General features: G+C 41.0%; 16 protein-coding genes. 10 read left to right on the top strand and 6 right to left on the bottom strand.

Translation table 11 applies throughout. The features are described from left to right. Positions 1 to 17: 17 nt before the first annotated feature. Together dapF and DCO56_RS16020 are read left to right on the top strand one after the other, a co-directional pair. On the top strand, positions 18 to 797 hold the full coding sequence (gene dapF / locus DCO56_RS16025; protein WP_108634777.1) for a diaminopimelate epimerase: 780 nt from the start codon (positions 18 to 20) through the stop codon (positions 795 to 797). Positions 798 to 981: 184 nt separating this feature from the next. After that, positions 982 to 3,867, top strand: a complete 2,886-nt coding sequence (locus DCO56_RS16020) for a DEAD/DEAH box helicase (RefSeq protein WP_108634776.1) — start codon at positions 982 to 984, stop codon at positions 3,865 to 3,867. 10 nt (positions 3,868 to 3,877) lie between these two features. On the opposite strand, the gene DCO56_RS16015 is transcribed toward DCO56_RS16020, so the two are convergent. After that, complete coding sequence (locus DCO56_RS16015; protein ID WP_108634775.1) at positions 3,878 to 4,687, bottom strand: helix-turn-helix transcriptional regulator; 810 nt, start codon at positions 4,685 to 4,687, stop codon at positions 3,878 to 3,880. 273 nt (positions 4,688 to 4,960) lie between these two features. On the opposite strand from DCO56_RS16015, the gene DCO56_RS16010 reads away from it, so the two are divergent. Both DCO56_RS16010 and DCO56_RS16005 read left to right on the top strand, forming a co-directional pair. Continuing rightward, positions 4,961 to 6,010 carry an HlyD family secretion protein gene (locus DCO56_RS16010; protein WP_108634774.1) on the top strand — a complete coding sequence of 350 codons (1,050 nt, stop codon included), beginning with the start codon at positions 4,961 to 4,963 and terminating at the stop codon, positions 6,008 to 6,010. A 6-nt stretch (positions 6,011 to 6,016) separates the two neighbouring features. Next, on the top strand, positions 6,017 to 7,594 hold the full coding sequence (locus DCO56_RS16005; RefSeq protein ID WP_108634773.1) for an MFS transporter: 1,578 nt from the start codon (positions 6,017 to 6,019) through the stop codon (positions 7,592 to 7,594). Between the two features lie 56 nt (positions 7,595 to 7,650). Here DCO56_RS16005 and gltX read toward each other — a convergent pair whose 3' ends face one another. Beyond that, positions 7,651 to 9,171 carry a glutamate--tRNA ligase gene (gene gltX, locus DCO56_RS16000; RefSeq protein WP_108634772.1) on the bottom strand — a complete coding sequence of 507 codons (1,521 nt, stop codon included), beginning with the start codon at positions 9,169 to 9,171 and terminating at the stop codon, positions 7,651 to 7,653. A gap of 119 nt (positions 9,172 to 9,290) precedes the next feature. Between gltX and DCO56_RS15995 the strand changes: the two genes are divergently transcribed. From DCO56_RS15995 to DCO56_RS15975, 5 genes are all read left to right on the top strand, one after another. Further along, on the top strand, positions 9,291 to 10,520 hold the full coding sequence (locus tag DCO56_RS15995; protein ID WP_108634771.1) for a sensor histidine kinase: 1,230 nt from the start codon (positions 9,291 to 9,293) through the stop codon (positions 10,518 to 10,520). Continuing rightward, a complete protein-coding gene (locus DCO56_RS15990) occupies positions 10,501 to 11,049 on the top strand; it encodes a DinB family protein (RefSeq protein ID WP_104383679.1) in 549 nt (182 codons plus the stop codon). The genes DCO56_RS15995 and DCO56_RS15990 overlap by 20 nt, the downstream gene beginning before the upstream one ends. Continuing rightward, entirely contained in the window at positions 11,012 to 11,440 is a 429-nt protein-coding gene (locus DCO56_RS15985; protein ID WP_342749297.1) for a hotdog fold thioesterase, read from the top strand. Before DCO56_RS15990 ends, DCO56_RS15985 begins: the two co-directional genes overlap by 38 nt. 281 nt (positions 11,441 to 11,721) lie before the next feature. Beyond that, positions 11,722 to 13,014 carry a glucose/galactose MFS transporter gene (gene gluP / locus DCO56_RS15980; protein WP_108634769.1) on the top strand — a complete coding sequence of 431 codons (1,293 nt, stop codon included), beginning with the start codon at positions 11,722 to 11,724 and terminating at the stop codon, positions 13,012 to 13,014. A 233-nt stretch (positions 13,015 to 13,247) separates the two neighbouring features. After that, positions 13,248 to 14,093 carry a DUF2911 domain-containing protein gene (locus DCO56_RS15975; protein WP_108634768.1) on the top strand — a complete coding sequence of 282 codons (846 nt, stop codon included), beginning with the start codon at positions 13,248 to 13,250 and terminating at the stop codon, positions 14,091 to 14,093. A 143-nt stretch (positions 14,094 to 14,236) separates the two neighbouring features. Here the strand turns inward: DCO56_RS15975 and cdaA are convergent, their stop codons facing one another. Then, a complete protein-coding gene (gene cdaA / locus DCO56_RS15970) occupies positions 14,237 to 15,031 on the bottom strand; it encodes a diadenylate cyclase CdaA (protein ID WP_181390572.1) in 795 nt (264 codons plus the stop codon). A 61-nt stretch (positions 15,032 to 15,092) separates the two neighbouring features. Between cdaA and DCO56_RS15965 the strand changes: the two genes are divergently transcribed. Then, on the top strand, positions 15,093 to 15,809 hold the full coding sequence (locus DCO56_RS15965; protein WP_108634767.1) for a pyridoxine 5'-phosphate synthase: 717 nt from the start codon (positions 15,093 to 15,095) through the stop codon (positions 15,807 to 15,809). Positions 15,810 to 16,104: 295 nt separating this feature from the next. Here the strand turns inward: DCO56_RS15965 and lepB are convergent, their stop codons facing one another. The 3 genes from lepB to DCO56_RS15945 form a co-directional block, all read right to left on the bottom strand. Beyond that, the gene (gene lepB, locus DCO56_RS15955) at positions 16,105 to 17,673 is read right to left on the bottom strand and encodes a signal peptidase I (protein ID WP_108634765.1); all 1,569 of its coding nucleotides are present in this window, start codon (positions 17,671 to 17,673) and stop codon (positions 16,105 to 16,107) included. A 16-nt stretch (positions 17,674 to 17,689) separates the two neighbouring features. Further along, positions 17,690 to 18,433: a 4-hydroxy-tetrahydrodipicolinate reductase gene (dapB, locus tag DCO56_RS15950; RefSeq protein ID WP_108634764.1), complete on the bottom strand. Its 744-nt coding sequence runs from the start codon at positions 18,431 to 18,433 to the stop codon at positions 17,690 to 17,692. Between the two features lie 172 nt (positions 18,434 to 18,605). Then, on the bottom strand, positions 18,606 to 19,328 hold the full coding sequence (locus DCO56_RS15945) for a DUF5683 domain-containing protein (RefSeq protein WP_108634763.1): 723 nt from the start codon (positions 19,326 to 19,328) through the stop codon (positions 18,606 to 18,608).

The following is a 19,328-nucleotide window of genomic DNA, read 5'->3' as shown; positions in this document are numbered from 1 at the left end:
TACTTCAAATCAATAGAATGGCATCGAAAATAAGATTTTCAAAATATCAGGGAGCTGGCAATGATTTCATCCTAGTCGATAATCGCGACAATTCATTTAACCGCGCGGACGAAGTTCTGGTGAAAAGCCTCTGTGACCGCAGGTTTGGGATAGGCGCGGATGGTCTCATGCTGCTTCAAAACAAAGAAAATTACGATTTTGAAATGATCTATTATAACGCTGATGGTCGAGAAGGAAGTATGTGCGGCAATGGGGGGCGCTGTATCGTGGCCTTTGCACATGATTTAGGCATCATTACTGACAAGACTGACTTTTTGGCAGTAGACGGTGCACACCATGCTTTCCTTTCTGCCGAACTTGTCAACCTGCAAATGATCGACGTACATGAATTTGGACGAGATGGCGATGCTTACATCCTGCACACCGGGTCACCCCATTACGTTAGCTTCGTTACAAACCTAAAAGAAAAAAATGTTTTTCAGGATGGCTACTCGATTCGCAACAACGCTACTTATGCCAACGACGGCATCAATGTCAATTTTATCGAGAAGGAGGAAAATGGTTATTTCCTACGCACATTCGAGCGTGGTGTAGAAGACGAAACTTACGCCTGTGGTACCGGTGCTACCGCTGCGGCAATGGCCGTGGCCCTACAAATGAACCTAGAAGGCGAGATCGTTATTCCTATTCGCGTACTAGGTGGACAATTGTATATCTCTTTTCATAAAAAAGGGAATAGCTTTACAAATGTTTTTCTCAAAGGCCCTGCTCACTTTGTTTTTGAGGGCAATTTCTAGTATTTGGAAAGACATATTGCTATTGCCGGTCAATATAGTCTTGATACGATGCCAATTTATTACCTAAAATATTGCAGGCTATTTCTATAATCTACATTTTTTTAAATTTCGTTCGGCAAATTACGTTTAATGGTATATTTTATTGTATATTAGATACCTTTATTTACAAGGTCCGCTATTTTTAATGCAACAGTCAAAGTCATTTCCAGTATATAAAATCGTTTATTCTATTTGTGAGCATCCCTATCTTGGCTATCTCATTGAGCCACACATGGTCAAACTCAATCCGAACGGAACCTACTCACTACGATACCAACGTATATTTAGCAATACCGTAGATGCCTATGCCGCAGAATTGGATGAGTTAGATTACAAGCTGATCCGACTGCTCGACGACATCGAACAGACAAACCTCATCAAGAAATATTATAAAAAAGCAATCAGACCTGTAGATTTTTTCTCCAAAGTCTTTGACAAAAAGCTCTACGACCTGCTGCGACCCAAAATTGATGAAAAGATGATTCAATTTTTTGAGTCTATTGGAAATAAACCGCTCTTTATGATGAGCAAAGACGGTTACCCGGCAGACCAGGAAATTAAACCGGCAACGTCAGCTGCCTCTATCCTCTTCCACTTTCGCCGTAATGAGGAAGAGACACGTTACTTTCCAACCATAAAGTACGAAAATCAACGCTTGGAATTTATGTTTAAAAATGCCATTGTATTGACCAATGCACAGGCATGGCTACTCTTAAACAATACCTTATACTATTTCGATCAGGCGCTGGAAGGAAAAAAGCTTAGTCCCTTTCTCAATAAGCGATACATCTCTGTGGGGAGAAGTACCGAAAAAAAATATTTTGAAACTTTTGTCTGCGGATTGATTGAACGTTATCATGTTTATGCCGAAGGCTTTGAAATACAAACGCATCAACACCAGGCAATCCCATTGCTGCATTTAATTTATGTAGAAGATGGCGCATCGCAATTACAGTTGCAATTCAGATATGGCCCACATACATTTACTGCGGGAGCGGAAAATAAAGTGACTGTTCGGATGGAATATCATGAAGAGAAAGACTTATATATCTTTCATCGGGTCAAACGTTCTCTACAATGGGAAGAACAGCAGCACGAGAATTTAAAAGCCCTGGGGCTGGAAGATCTGGACCGCCAACTTGGATTACTTGCACCATCTATCCAATCCGGAAAACGCATTTCAATATTTGACTGGATAAATAATCATCAGGAACAAATAAAAGCCTTGGGATTTGAAATCATACAAAACAGCGAACAGAAACGCTTTTTCATCGGACATACCTCATTGGACATCGCCATTGACGAAGATAATGACTGGTTTGATATCAGTGCCATTGCTAAATTCGGCCCCTACGAAATTCCTTTTATAAACTTACGAAACCATATTCTAAACAATATCAAAGAATTTACCCTACCTAATGGGGAAATCGCCATGATCCCTGAAGAATGGTTTGCACAATACAACCATCTCTTTCAGTTTTCTGCCGATAGACATGAGCTTAAATTAAACAAAGTACATATCGGTCTGCTCTTTGAGATCAGCGAACATACCAAATTGGTCTTCAACCGTAAATTGCAAAATCTCGCGACGTTTGAGGAAATTGCCGATATTCCGGAACCAAAACATTTCAAAGGAAATCTTCGCCCCTATCAGAAGGCAGGCTATAACTGGTTTAACTTTCTAAAGCAGTATAAATTCGGTGGTTGTCTCGCAGATGACATGGGATTGGGAAAAACCATACAGACTTTAGCCCTGTTGCAGCAACAAAAAGAGCAAATTACAGATCAGCAGGAAGTACACACCTCACTCCTGGTGTTACCAACATCACTCGTTTACAATTGGCAAAAGGAAGCACAGCAGTTTGCCCCACAACTCAAGATCCATTTGCATACCGGAAATAACCGTATTAAAGATGCCACACTATTTGCTAAGTATGACTTGGTAATTACAACTTATGGCATCGCACGTATTGATGAGGAAATACTGAGTGGCTTTTATTTCAATTACATAATCCTCGATGAAAGCCAGAATATTAAAAATCCGACCTCAAAATCATTTAAGGCCATAAAAAGTCTGAAGAGTAAAAATAAACTCGCATTAAGCGGGACTCCTGTTGAAAACTCTGTTTCTGATCTTTGGGCACAAATGCATTTTACCAATCCCGGTTTATTGGGAAGTTACACCTACTTTCAAAAAGAGTTTGTGCAGCCCATTGAAAAGAAAAAGGATGAAGAAAAAGCACAACGTCTTCAGGCGATTGTCAAACCGTTTATCTTAAGGCGTACAAAAGATCAGGTCGCAACAGAACTGCCCCCCAAAACAGAACAGGTACTATACTGTGAAATGACCGATAAACAATCGGAACTTTATGAAAAAGTCAAATCCGAATATCGCAACGCCATTCTCGACGGGCAATTGGACAACAAGCCAAAGTCAACCCAGATTGCCTTATTACAGGGATTGACAAAGCTTCGCCAGCTAGCCAATCATCCTAGAATGGTCGACGAGGACTTTGTTGGTGATTCGGGAAAATTTGACGCTGTCATTGAAACTCTTGAAATGGTGATGCAGCGAGGAAACAAGGTCCTTATTTTTTCCCAATTTGTCAAACAGCTTAATATCTTCAAACAATATTTTGATAAAAAAGGAACAAACTATGCCTACCTCGATGGCGGAACTAAAAACCGCGACGAAGCTGTTAGTCAGTTCCGTAAAAACAATAACACCAAACTTTTTTTGATATCAATCAAAGCCGGCGGTGTTGGTCTTAACCTGATCGAAGCAGACTATGTCTTTATATTGGATCCTTGGTGGAATCCTGCCGTAGAACAACAAGCGGTAGACCGTTCCCATCGCATTGGACAGACACGAAATGTATTTATTTACAAATTCATCAGCAAAGACACCGTCGAAGAGAAAATATTGGCGCTACAGAACCGGAAGAAATCTATTGCACAAACCCTTATTACAACTGAAGAAAGTTTTATAAAATCACTTTCTCAGGAAGATCTACACGAACTTTTGGCGTAATCCAGTCCAATCAATTTTTGTATTCGTTGATTTTCGACATATAAACCGAAGGACGGATACCCGTAACACGTGTAAAGATATTACTGAAAGACGAAAGTTCATTGTAGCCAATCCGCATCGCAATTTCCAGGATGGAATAGGTATTTTCAGCCATCAGTTCCAAAGCCTTTGCAATGCGTATGGCTCTCAAAAAACGGATATAGCTAATCCCCATATCTTCCTTAAACAGCCGTGAAAGGGACCGGCTACTCATGCCAAACTGTGCCGCTACCTGTTCGATTGTAAAGGCCTGATCAATATTCGTATTTAGATACCGCGCTATACGCCGAAGCTTTTCATTCTTAGGATAGGGATGCTGCATAGGGAAAGCATCTATCGGCGGACTCATCTCCGGAATAATAGCCATCATCGCCCGCAATAGACAATACCTTGAATAGCTGTCTTTTTTACCGACCCCGCCTTCCCAATCCTGCGCAAACAAAAACATCTCCCGCATTAGATCATTGCTCAGAAATATGTTCGGCTCCAACAGAACAGGGTGAACTCCCGGCTGCTCTTTAAAGTAAAAACTATACAGGTGAATACGGGAGCTGGAACTTTCCAGATGGTAGGCCGTATTTGCCGGTATCCACATATAAAACCGGCCCGGCAGATACCAATGCTTCATCGCAGTAAACACATGTATAATGCCACCGTCAGCATAAAGTAAGCGCGCTTTCCGATGTATATATTCACGCGGATCAATCCGATCTACATGCGTATGACACACATAAAAGTCGTTCCGGTCGTCATCTATAGCCACCAGTTGTTCCTGTTCCATAATTTAAAATTACACTTTTTTTATTATATGGCGCAAATGAACAAATATCCGTCCGACTATACAAAACTAAACCTCTACCTCCAGCAGTACCTTTGTGCAAAGTTTTCCTACATGCTCAAGCCTATATATCCGGGGCGACCCTGATTCAACAACAATTTGTCAGCCTTTTCTGAAATTGCCGTTCGAAGCACTGGGAGCCAATCATCCAAACCACAACCGGCAGATTTACTGGAGCGTAGATGGAAAAGCAATAAAATATTCATAAAAATAAGAATGGGTAAAGAAGAAAATAAAGACAGGACAAAAGGATTTAATAAAGTTTTAGTTGTATTTGCCGCGGTCCTGCTCCTTGCCGGAATCGGTATTTTGGGCAAACATCTGTTATTTACAAGTCAACACGTAACGACAAACGATGCTCAAGTTGATCAATATGTAACGCCAGTAGCAAGTCGAATATCAGGCTTTGTGAAGGAGGTCAGATTTGAGGAAAATCAATATGTACATCGTGGAGACACGTTATTACGCATAGATGCCAGCGAGTATCAGACCAAAGTAGATATGGCGAATGCCGAACTTCGAAGTAGTCAACGGAATGCCGAAGTAATTGCCAAAAGCGCAAATGTCACCGCCAATAGCATTTCCGTCCAAAAAGCAAGATTAGAAGCAGCCAAAGTAAGTGTATGGCAAACTGAACAAGATTACAGGCGATTTAAAAATTTGTATGAAGCAGATGCCGCAACCAGACAACAATACGATAATGCCAAGGCAGCGTATGACATTTCTTTGGCTCAGCTCAATGCCATTCAGGAAGAATACAACTCGGCACGATTAAATACAAGCAAAGAAAAAGCTAGCGAACTACCTGCGAAGGCCAATATCGATATTAAAAAAGCAGCAAAAAACAATGCCGAAGTCTTCCTGTCCTATACCGTAGTGACGGCACCTTATGACGGCTTTGTTGGAAAAAGAACGATCCAACCGGGCCAATTTGTTAAAGAGGGACAGACTTTAGTCAATGTCGTCAGCGAAGAGAAATGGATTAATGCCAATTTTAGAGAAACACAGTTAGCGGACCTAAACGAAGGAACCGAAGTCACCATACAGGTGGACGCTTTTCCGAAATTACATTTGAAGGGAAAAATTCATTCCTTTTCTCCGGCATCAGGATCCAGATTTTCGGTCATACCCCAAGATAATGCAACCGGAAACTTCGTTAAAATCGAGCAGCGCATACCCATCAAAATTGTCTTTGCACCAAAACAGGATCTGACAAAACTACGTGCAGGAATGAACGTTGTGGTACATGCACCCCACCAATCTTAATTATTCATGAGTTCAAACAAATCTTTATATTACAGCTGGGTTCCCGAATGGATTAAACTTCCCATGATGATGTTGGCCATGTTTCCACATCTCATGCTGATGTCCCTGTTTCATTCGAACACCGCTTTTACCGCTTCTACATTGGCGATCGAAATGGAAGATATTCAATATTTTCTTTCGTTGATGTATGGCGCTATTGTCGTAGCGCTGTTGATATTCCAACGGCTATTTGCCTTCTTTCGGGTAAGGACATATATCCTGCTGACCTGCACGGCCTCCATCCTCATTTTATTGGCCATTTCTCTGACCAGAGATCCCTTCCTCATTGCGGTGCTCCGGGTGATCGAGGGTATTTTTTGTGTTCTTGAAGGCGCTTGTTTTCTTCCCTTGCTGATGATGCAGATCAGGCATTCCAAAAGCCGCACCATTGCCTATTTCTTCTTGTATACTTTTATGCTAACAGGCGGAACAATAACAACATCCCTCTTAAAAGAAAGTATTATGGATTATGGTTGGGAGGATATGATTCATGTTGTGCTCTATTGGCATTTGATGGTCATCGCGATTGCTTTACTACTTTTGAACAACAGGAGATTAAGCCGGAAATTCCCACTTTATCAATTGGATCTGGCCAGCTGTCTCTTTCTGCTGATTTCGTTAAGCTGTGGCGCATATGTGTTGATTTATGGTCGTAAATATTATTGGTTCGAACACAACACGATCACAATTAACCTCGCACTTTTCCTAATTTTCGGGGCGCTTTTTGTAATCAAACAACATCTCGTAAGAAGACCACTGTTTCATTTTGAAATTTTGAGCTATAAGAACGTTATTTTTGGCGTTATCCTATTTTTTCTATTTTATCTGATCCGGAGCAGTCTCAATAATGTCTACGCTGTCATGTCCAATGTATGGCGATGGCCTTGGCATTACGTTGTTGACATCCAATACATTAATGTACTGGGGACCATAGTGGGAGTAAGTAGCTCAGGAATACTCTTATTGCGCGATGTATCACCGAAATACATCTTTGGACTGGGCTTCCTGGTGTTGACCACATCCTGCTTTTTGTTTGTCCCTACGTTCTATCCCGATACCACTGTTTGGGCAATAGGCCTGCCACTATTTCTCCAGGGAATCGGACAGGGCTGGCTTTTTACGCCACTTGTGATCTATATTCTAACAGGAGTTGCTCCACATCATGTGGGCAATGCAGGTTTAATGGGCACGACCGTTAGATTCTGGAGCACCAATATTGGCTTTGCGCTGATTCAAAACATCACTTACACCTTAAATCAAAAACATTTTATCCAGATCGAACAACACTTAAATACGAGCAATCCGATCACAGTCACCTATTGGAGCGCTTTGGTCGAAAAATACTTGGGAACATCCGGTGATCAATTGGCAACGAATCTTGCCAGTAAAAGTCTTCAGACAACAATTACCCAGCAAGCATCCCTGATCAGTAATATGGAGATCTTTACCTATCTCGGGATCTTGGGAGGAGCCATCACCTTAATCATTTTTCTATTTGCCCCCGCCAAGGCACTGTTTATGCGGTTGAGAATACCATATTTATAAAAAAAGCCATTGCAACGAGTTTGCAACAGCTTTCCTATACGGTATATTTTTAGTCACTAGGCATTAAACGCTAGAAGAGCCTTCTTTATACGCTCGATAACTTCGTTCTGACCGAGTAATTCAACGATTTGAAATACATCGGGACCAAACTTACCACCTACCAGCATAATCCGGAATGGCATCATCAATTCCCCCATCTTCATTCCTGAGTTCTGAATCGCTTCTTTAAAAAATGCCTCCAGCTCAGCTGCTTTCCAATCTGAAAAGCCTTCAAATGACGGGATGATGTTTTCAAAAAATGCTGTCTTCTCCGAAGACCATTTTGGCTTTACGGAATTCAGATCGTATTCAACAGGCTGTACAAAAAAGAAAGCAGCTTGGCCCCAAAAATCTTCAACAAAAGTTAAACGCTCTTTGACCGCTGCCAATACGCGGTTTACATAACCTTCTTCTGCTTCTATTTGATGATGAGCCAACACCTCCTTGATCTGAGGTAATAAAGAATCGCTCGAAGAACGTTTAATCCATTCGTGATTGAACCATTTTGCTTTCTCAAAATCAAATTTTGCTCCGGCTTTGCTAATGCGCTCGACGCTGAATTTTTGGATCAGCTCCTCCAACGAGAATAATTCCTGTTCAGTACCGTCATTCCAGCCCAATACACCAAGCATATTGACAAAAGCCTCAGGTAAGAAACCCATTTCACGGAACCCCTTTGTCGTATCACCAGATTTGGCATCCGTCCAGTTCATGGCATAAACAGGGAAGCCCAAACGGTCACCATCACGTTTACTTAATTTTCCATTGCCATCAGGTTTAAGGATCAGCGGAAGATGCGCCCATTGCGGCATGCACTCACCCCATCCCAGATATTCCCACAACAGAATATGGATCGGAGCAGAAGGCAACCATTCTTCACCACGGAAGACATGGGATATCTCCATTGCCTTATCATCCACAACAACAGCTAAATGATAAGTAGGCATTCCATCAGCTTTAAGCAATACCTTATCATCGACAAGGTTGGTATCAAAGGCAACTTTCCCGCGGATCATATCCGTGAATGATACAGTTTCCTCCGTAGGGATCTTTATCCGGATAGTATGCGGTGTTCCCGCATCCAGTAATCGTTGTGTTTCAGCATCACTTAAGCTCAAAGAATTACGCAATTGCAACCTGTTTTCATGGCTATAACGGAAATTAGGCTGCAGCTTACGCTGCTCTTCCAATTCCTCAGCTGTATCGAATGCGTAATAAGCATATCCATTCTCGATCAACTGTTCTGCATATTTGCGGTAAGATGGTTTTCGTTCACTTTGACGGTAAGGGCCATATTGACCACCTTGCAACGGGCTTTCGTCTGGAGTCAGGCCACACCAAGCTAAACATTCGTTGATATACTCCTCCGCTCCCGCGACAAAACGAGTTTGGTCTGTATCCTCGACACGTAAAATAAAATCTCCCTGATGCTGACGTGCATAGAGAAAATTAAACAAAGCTGTACGTACTCCTCCAAGGTGAAGACCACCAGTAGGACTCGGTGCAAAGCGCACTCTTACTCTTCTTTCTGAACTCATGCCGCAAAATTACCACAAAATTTTTGATTTGGATAACAGGATGACTTCTAAGGTAAAATAAAAGTGCATAAAACAGACATTTATTCATTAATTTGCAGCTGAGTACAAAATACGGAATCATGAAACCCTCTCAGATAAGCCAACAACGCTGGAAATTTATTTTGCTCATCTTTGCGGCGATCATTGCCATCGCATCCTTGGTTTATACCAATTATCTTGTCCGGAATCTCGCACACGCCGAACGTTCCAAAGCCGAGGTATGGGCAATGAGCACCAAAAATATCATGACCATGCCCGATGTGGACGATGAATTCATTACATTCATCTATGCTGTCAGAGATAGTTTAAATCTACCTGCAATCATCACCGACGATAAAGACGATATTATTTTTTGGCGCAATCTGGATTCCACCAAGACCAATATCAAGCCAATCCATAATGACAGTGTTACAAAGCAGCTGGATTATGACCCAAATTATTTCCATAAACAGCTTGCCTTTATGAAAAAGAGTCATCCGCCCATTACTTTGGAATTGGAAAATGGTCAAAAATGGCATGTTTACTATAAAGACTCTTGGTTTTTACAGCAATTGCGTGTATTCCCCTATGTTCAGTTATCACTTATTGCCCTCTTCCTGATTATTGCTTATACCGTTTTCAATTCCATTCGAAAATCCGAGCAGAACCTTGTCTGGGTAGGGCTAACAAAAGAAGCCGCCCATCAATTGGGAACCCCCATATCTTCATTAATGGGCTGGCTGGAGCTGATTCGCATCAAATTTGACGCTGAGGAAGACGATACGCTGAATGAAATGGAAAATGATATTAAACGATTGGAAATCGTCGCCGATCGTTTTTCAAAAATAGGTTCAACACCTGTGCTGACCAATCACAACCTCTATGAGGTCATCAAAAATTACGTGGATTATTTCCGGATACGGACCAGTCATAAAATTACATTCGAATTAACGGGAGATACCCATGTAGAAGCCAAACTTAATATTCCACTTTTTGACTGGATTATCGAAAATTTATTGAAAAACGGCGTAAATGCAATTGGCACAGAAGGAAAGATAACTGTTAATATTTCAGAAAATATTGCGAAAGAAGAAATTTTTATAGACATTAGTGATACGGGCAAAGGAATTCCAAGATCAAATTTTGAATCTGTCTTCCAGCCGGGTTTTACAACACGTAAAAGAGGTTGGGGACTTGGCCTTAGCTTAACCAAACGAATGGTGCGGTATCATCAAGGACAAATCTTTGTTAAAGAATCTGAAATAGGTAAAGGAACAACTTTTCGAATAATCTTAAAAAGCAACTTAAAATATGAAGCCACTCAAATCTGACGAATATCCGGCAGTATATGCTCCTTATATTGAGACTGTAGTCGATAATGTATTAGATGTATTGGAAGAACAAACGCTCTCTTTTCCGGCATTTCTGGATACCATTCCAGAAGAAAGAGGTAATTTCAAATATGCCGAAGACAAATGGACAATTAAAGAAGTAGTCGGTCATGTTATTGACAATGAGCGCATCATGGCTTACCGTGCCTTGCGATTTTCACGCAACGATCTGAAAGAGCTGGCCGGTTATGATCAGGACTACTTTATTCAACACTCCCGTTACAATGACCGTACGTTGGAAAGCCTAAGCAAAGAGTTTACTTATCTGCGTAAGGCCAACCTCATGCTGTTCAACAGTTTCAACGATGCTGAGTTAGAACGCAAAGGCATGGCCTCAGAGCGACTGACCAGTGTCAAAGCATTATTATATGTGATTGCTGGACATCTTAACCATCACCGCATTATAATTCAGGAACGTTATTTAAACTCAGATGATGTCAAAAATTTGGTTTCAGCCTTACAACATTGAGGAAATAAATGTCTTTTTCAATAAATACCTATCCGGTTTATTGGAAATCAGCGCTACCGAAATTGATGACAACAGCATTACGGCAACCATGCCCGTCACAGATAATGTGAAACAACCTCATGGTATCCTACATGGTGGTGCATCGGTGGTACTCGCAGAATCGTTAGGCAGCATTGCATCTAATTTAGTCGTCGACCCAGATAAATATCGCGGTGTAGGGCTCGAAGTCAATGCAAATCACATCCGGCCGGTAAGCAGCGGAATCATTACGGCAAAATGCAGCCCAATTCACATTGGTCGATCGACACATATCTGGGAGATAAAAATGTATGATCGCTTCGATAAGCTGAATTGTATCTCAAGACTTACAGTAGCTATCGTGCCCAAATAAGACCGAGTTTGCTAACTCGATTTATTAGCACCATGTAATTCGAAATCAACAATATTAACAAGCAAAGAAGAATAATTTTAACAATTTATTCTTCTTTTTTTTGCCAAATAATTATCAAAATCCCGCTTTATTTATTTCCGATATTCAAGAAAATTAAGTAGTCTTGTAAGATGGATATTTTAAAAATCAACAAAAATAGCATGCAATCGTTTGCCTAAAGCTATTTTGTACTGATTGACAAATCCGTGAACGATAACTTAACTAAATATATAAAATAAAACATGACCACTAATCCTAACGTTGGTAAAACAGCTTTTCGCCCTATGGCCATTTGCTGTGGATTATTTTTTATCCTCGGTTTTATTACCTGGGCAAACGGAACGTTAATTCCGTTCTTAAAGATTGCTTGTAATTTAGAAACAGATTTACAGGCATTTTTTGTAACCTTCGCATCCTATATTGCTTATTTTTTTCTGGCACTTCCAAGTTCAGTTATTATAAAAAAAATAGGCTTCCAAAATGGCTTAGTAGTCAGTCTTGTTATATTAGGTTTGGGATCCTTGATTTTCATCCCTGCGGCCGATAGCAGAAGTTATGGATTATTTTTAACGGGGATATTTATTCAGGGATCGGGTATGGCCCTACTTCAAACTGCTGTTAATCCTTATTTGAGTATTATTGGCCCAATAGATAGTGCTGCACAACGGATCTCTATAGCAGGATTCTTTAATAAATCCGCAGGAATTATTGTACCGATATTATTTGGAACACTCTTTTTGAAAGACGCACAAAATGTAACGGCTAAATTAGAAGCTACAGTAGATCTAGTGCAAAAAAATGCCATTTTAGATGACCTCCTCCAACGCGTTCACACGCCTTACATCTCCCTGGCTGTAATCTTTGTTGCATTCGCAATTTTCTTAAAATTCACACATCTTCCAGAAGTCGACGTTGATGCAGAAGAAGAAAGTGGAGAAGAAAATGGCAATGTCATAGCGAAAAAAACGTCGATCTTTCAATTCCCACACCTCTTCTTAGGAGCACTGGCCATTTTCTTCTGTGTTGCGGTTGAAGTAATGGCAGGGGACATCATTGGTGTCTACGCACGGGAGCTAAAAGTAGATCCGTTCTTTACAACATACGCCACAGCTTTTACACTTTCGTGTATGCTGATCGGGTACATTATCGGTATCATCTCGATTCCTAAATATGTATCTCAGCAAATGGCACTACGAATCTGTACCATTATAGGAATTACATTTACGCTTATATCTGTTTTTACAACCGGAACCACATCATTCGTCTTTGTTGCTTTATTAGGAATTGCAAACTCCTTAATGTGGCCTGCAATTTTCCCATTAGGAATCAAAGGGCTAGGAAAATTCACAAAAACCGGATCGGCCATCATGATCATGGGAATCGCAGGTGGTGCGATTTGGCCATTAGTCTATGGTTATTTAAAAGATCATTTGCATATTGATTTTCAACATGCATTCCTTTATGCCATGATTCCCGGATATTTATATATCATGTACTTTTCAATAGCAGGTCATAAAATTGGAAAAAAAGCGTAAGAAAAGTACCTAAGAATTTCACAAAAAAGGGCATCTAAAAATAGATGCCCTTTTTTGTGAAATTCTTCCTATTTTTAAAAGATAAATCCAAGTTCAGTTGCAGCACGGATTTACTCGATTACAGATTATGCGACATGCTTGATACGAACTAAAAAAGCATTAGCCATTAATTAGCAAAATTCTATATTCATAAATCACCGGGCTAATTGGCCCAAAAAGTAATTATCGAACAAATGAAAAAGAAATTCTTTGCCATTGCATTTGCAGCAGCTTTAATGTTTACTGCCAATGAATCCTATGCCCAGTTAAAATTTCCGGCAGCAAGTAGTGCCCAAACAGTTACACAGGGATTAGGGATTGAAAATGTAACCCTTAACTACAGCCGTCCGAGCATGAACGGCCGTAAGATCTTTGGTGACCTTGTACCTTACAATGAGGTATGGCGTACGGGTGCCAATACCAATACAACCTTGACCTTCGAAGGTGATGTTACAATCAACGGAAATAAACTCGCTGCAGGAACCTATGCATTATTCACCATCCCTAACAAGAACGAGTGGACTGTAATTATCAGCAAGAATATCAAACAATGGGGTGCCTACACTTATAATCAGTCCGAAGATGCACTTCGTTTCAATGTTAAGCCACAGAATTTAAGTAGTCCGGTTGAAACATTTACGATCTCTTTCGACAATGTCACACCAACAGATGCTATATTAAGTCTTGCATGGGAGAAAACAGCAATAAAAGTAGCGCTTAAAGTCAATCAACAGGCAAAAATCATCGCCTCCATAGAGGAAGCAATGAAAGGTGAGAAAAAACCTTATTTCGCTGCTGCCCAGTATTATTTCAACAATAATATAGACGAGAAGAAAGCATTAGCTTGGTTTGACGAAGCCGCGAAAGCACAGCCTAAAGCAGCCCATGTATTGTACTGGAAGGCAAAAGCGCAGCTCAAAGCCGGCGATAAGAAAGGTGCCATAGAAACGGCTACGAAAGGAGTTGAAGTCGCTACGGAGGGTAAAAATAGCGAATACATCAAATTGAATACGCAGATTATCAATGTGGCAAAAAAATAAAGCAGTGATAACCAGAAGCAAAGCGGGGGTATCCAAAAGATTGGATACCCCCACTTTTTGTTAATTTCATTCGTATACCCCAGCCTCTCCCTTTAAATATTCAATCGGCAGTGAGTTCGCTTTACTCTTGGCCAACTTCATTTTTATAACTCATCTTTCAGTAGCTGTTCCAATTCCTCAGGCGAAACATTCATATTCACATTGCCGTCCTTTGCAAAAGATATCTCTCCGGTTTCTTCGGAGACTATGACCGCTATGGCGTCGGAAATTTCTGTCACCCCGATCGCCGCACGATGCCGCAACCCAAATTGTAGCGGTAAATCCTCACTATCCGAAAGTGGCAATACACAGGAAGCCGTCATAATTTTAAAATCGACAATCACTACTGCACCATCATGCAAGGGGCTATTTTTATGGAAGATGCTCTCGATTAGTCGTTTCGAAATATGAGCGTCAATATATTCGCCGCTGCTCTGGTAATATTCCTCATCAAAATATTTTGAGAAAACCAATAGCGCCCCGGTGCGTGTACGCGACATGCTTCTACAAGCCTCCACAACTGGCCTTAAATCCTCGGTCAGATCCTTCTGTATAGCTTTTTTATTTCCTAAAAAAGACCAGAAAACCTTCTTTCGTTTCATCGATATATTCTTGCCCACATGCAGCAAAAAGCGCCTGATTTCCTGCTGGAATACCACGATAAGCGCAATGGAACCTACAGATATAAATCCCCCGAATATCTCGGTCAATAGACGCATGTGCATCTGTTTGACGACAATATAAACCCCATAAAATAAGGCCACCCCGATCAAAATATTCACCGCAATGGTACCCCGAATCAGACTATAGATATAGTAGATAATAATCGCGACCAATATAATATCGATAACGTCCAATAGGCGAAAGCCACTAAACAAGCTATAATCGATTCCATCCATATATGCAAGTTAAAAAAAAATAGATATTATTCGTATTTTTACCCTATAACATATAGTAAAAATGACTAGACTTTCAGTAAATATCAATAAAATCGCAACACTCAGAAATTCAAGAGGAGGCAATAATCCTAATCTTGTGGCTGCTGCATTAGCCTGCGAACGTTTTGGAGCGCAGGGCATCACTGTCCACCCAAGACCGGACGAAAGGCATATCCGCTATCAGGATGTATTTGACTTAAAAGCTGAAATTCAGACCGAACTCAATATCGAAGGCAATTGCCAGGAACAGAAATTCATTGATCTTGTCCTCGCCAATAAGCCCGCACAAGTCACCTTGGTGCCGGATGCTGAAGGACAGTTGACCTCCAATCATGGTTGGGATACGATCAAAAACAAAGCCTACTTAAAGGATATGTGCCAATTGTTCAAAGATGCCGGTATACGTGTTTCGATCTTTGTGGACCCAGTTGAGGAGATGGTCGAGGCAGCAGCTGAAACAGGTACGGATCGTATCGAATTATACACAGAAGGCTTCGCCAGCGAATATGGTTTTGATAAAGATGCGGCCATCAGCCCCTATTTCAGAGCTGCACTGAAAGCACGTGAAGTTGGATTAGGTCTGAATGCCGGTCATGACCTGGATTTAAACAACCTCCAGTATTTTAATCAGCATATACCCGAATTACTGGAAGTCAGCATTGGCCATGCCTTAATTTCAGACGCGCTATACCTCGGACTTGAAGAAACAATCAAACGCTATCTGGCCTGCTTAAAATAAACGATACGAGGAAGGCTGGCTACACTGTTTAAGCACAGCTAAAGTACATGTCGCTAAAGGTACCTGATAAATAAGTACATCTCTACTGGGGGGAGCGTTCCGGTTAGCGCCAGGATTTTGTCCAAACAGCCGGGTACCGTAAGCCACAGTTGCATCTCCTCGCAAAAAACAAGACTAAAGAGGGGTTCCAGAATAAGGAAAAAACAAATAGAAAAAGGCTTTCTTGCAGGAAGAAAGCCTTTTTCTATTTGTTTTAAATCCACCATCAAAAGAAGATGAACTTCTTATGAAAGGATTAATGAATTCCCTTAAATATACGGTTCCAGCGAATCTTAGAAAAGCCCGAACCGATTTCATCCCAGCTCATCCAGGTGAATAATGCCTTACCCACGATATGGTCTTCAGGAACAAAGCCCCATCCTCTTGAATCCAGAGAATTGTGGCGGTTATCCCCCATCATCCAGAAATAATCCATTTTAAAAGTGTAGCTATCCGCTTTGACATCATTGATATAAATCCCGTCAGCCCGTTTCTCCAATTTATTATTTTCATAAACGTGAATTGCACGTTCATAAATTGGTAGTGTTTGCGCGTTCAGTGCAACCGTCCAGCCTTTTTTAGGAATGAGTATTGGACCGAAGTTATCAAAATCCCACTTATACTGAGGATCATATGGATAGGCACCTTCCCCAACTGGACTTCTTCTGATTTCTTTTACATTTGACCAGGATTTCACCAACGCCAGCTCGTCCTTTGTCATAAACAGTTGATAAACCCCGGGCTGTTGATCCGAGCCTACGGCCTCTATTCTCAATTCCCGTAGACGATCCATGTTCAATGGAGTTCCGTCGGTCAGCACCAGATAATCCAATTGACTTTCAGGCGGATCAAATCCAGGTTGGTCATTGACAAAGAGCTTTGCATCCTTCATTGAGATCTTGTCTCCCGGCAAACCCACACAACGTTTGATATAATTTTCACGTTTATCGATTGGGCGGGCCTGAATCGTAAATTGCGCATTAACTGTTTGCCAGCCATATGCCCTTACCAGGTCATAGTAACTTGCATTCTGATTTTCTAGGGCCACTGTGTCCCCTGCAGGGAAATTAAAGACAACAACATCATTTCGTTCGATCTTTTGAAAACCCGGCAGACGTTTGTAAGGCAGCTCGATAAGCTCAGAGTAGGCTTTACCGCCAGTTATTGGCATGGTATGATGCGCAAAAGGAAATGCTATTGGCGTATTAGGTACACGAGGCCCGTAGTTCAATTTACTCACAAATAGAAAATCACCGATCAATAAAGTACGTTCCATTGATCCGGTAGGGATCATGTAAGCTTCAATTAAAAATCCACGAATAAGCGATGCGGCAACAGTTGCAAACACAATGGCGTCAGCCCATTCACGTACCATAGATTTTTTATACGGATATTTAATCTTGTATTCCCTATAGGACTCCTGCTCAATTTCTGCGCGCTTTTCCTCAGTCAATTCAACACCTTCCTGTGCGGCGGTCTTCAGATTTTTCGCATACAAGCCATTTAGAAAACGTACGTTATTATCTTTTGCCCACATTGGCAGTACAATAAACGGCACCAAAACAGCTGCCGCATTTTCCCAAAAACGACGCTTGCCAAAACAATGGATAAAGTCGAGGTACAGGTTATAGAAAACAAAAATATTAACAATCGGAATCAGCAATAAGATCACCCACCAGGTTGGGCGCCCCGTTAATTTGGCTTGAATATATTGACTATAAAAAGGTACGATTGCTTCCCAGCCTTTTCTGCCAGCTTTAACAAACAATTGCCACAATCCATATCCTGCTATTGCCGTTAAAACCGCAAAGATAATTAACCACATAATCTATTAATTAGTACTATTTATTAAAATCGAAAATTTCCGTCACTTGATAAAATCCCTTTTTACCGTTCAGCCACTCAGCAGCAACTACTGCTCCCAAAGCAAAGCCGTCACGGCTATGTGCAGTGTGCTTAAATTCTATTTGATCTACTTCGGAACTGTACAATACGGTATGTGTACCCGGGACTTCTTCAATGCGATGGCTCTCTATGAGAAGTTCTTGTGGTTTAGGAATAATTTCATCCTGCTCCCCCACAACGGTGTTGACCCAGTTTGTCTTCACATCACTGTGGTCCAAGATACCTTCTGCTATGGTTATCGCTGTACCACTCGGTGCATCCAATTTGTGGATATGGTGAATTTCTTCAACCTGAACATCATATTGTTTATAAGGCTGTAAAGCCTGTGCCAACATACGGTTAATATGGAAAAATACATTCACGCCGATCGAAAAATTTGAACCATATAAAATAGTTCCATCTAAGTCCAAACATTTTTCTCTGACACTTTCCAGTTGATCGTACCAGCCCGTTGTCCCTACGACAATCGGCACACCAGCTTCCAGACAAAGATTCATATTATCCAGAGCAGCAGATGGCACACTAAAGTCGATCGCTACATCAGCTCCCTTAATATCATCAACTGTCAGGCTGGGACGATTATTTTCATCCACAACTAAAAAAATCTGATGGCCTCTTTTCAGTGCATACCTTTCGATAATCTGCCCCATTTTGCCATATCCCAAGAGAATGATGTTCATATATCTAGAAAATAAAGTATAGTTTATTTTTAAAATTAAAAAATTCCAGTGAAAAACAGACACAAAACCGTGGTTAACAACGATTTTTTATTAAAAGTGTCCCTATTCAAAGGCCAATAAAGACTTTAAATTGCCATCCAACGGCACTTCATACGGACTGCGGCCCGAAGTTTTAATTGAATTTCATGGACAACTTTAATCCAACAGTAGGTTTAAAAGTAAACGAACCAGATGCAAGACTCGCATCCATTAATGTAGGTCCAATGGAAAAAGCCGTCTTTTTGGGCTTATCATCGCCGATGCTCCAGCGATATTTTAGCATCGAATCGATATAAGCTTCGGCGACGTTCAATCCATACACACCTAGAGTGAGTAATACCATCAGATCCCGGTCTCGCCTTGCATTATCCTTTGCACGAATAATTGTTTCTGTTGGACGTTCCTGATAAAAGGGATCCTCCGGCGATCCGTCTTCCCTCGCTTTTAGCACCCCCAGAAGTTCTTTGTAATATCTATTATTAAAATCGAAGACGAGCACTGTAGTCGCCAATCCGCCATAGATCGCAGGAACTTTTATCCACCATACACCACCGTTGGTATACTGCCCCCAACCGGGAAGTACCAAAGAACGCTTCCAGGCCTGTTTATTCTTTGCTTCAATCGCTAAACGCGTAGAATCTTTAAATACGACCTTCTCCTTCGCTTTGGCTTCCTCCTTTTCACGTTTTTTACGTTCTTTTCGGGATTCCTTTTTTACTGTATCCTGCGCTGACTTTGGTTTCAAACTTTCTGTTTTGATCGTTTGAACCGGTTTTTTGGAAATTGTATCGACAGTCTGTCCATGCACGATGAGTACAGCAAATAAGGCAAAGAACAAACTTATTAACTTGGTCAT

The organism is Sphingobacterium athyrii (genome assembly GCF_003071065.1).
GTDB classification, from domain to species: Bacteria; Bacteroidota; Bacteroidia; order Sphingobacteriales; family Sphingobacteriaceae; genus Sphingobacterium; species Sphingobacterium athyrii.
The sequence above is the reverse complement of the archived record's forward strand: the minus strand, read 5'-3'. Positions and strand labels throughout refer to the sequence as shown.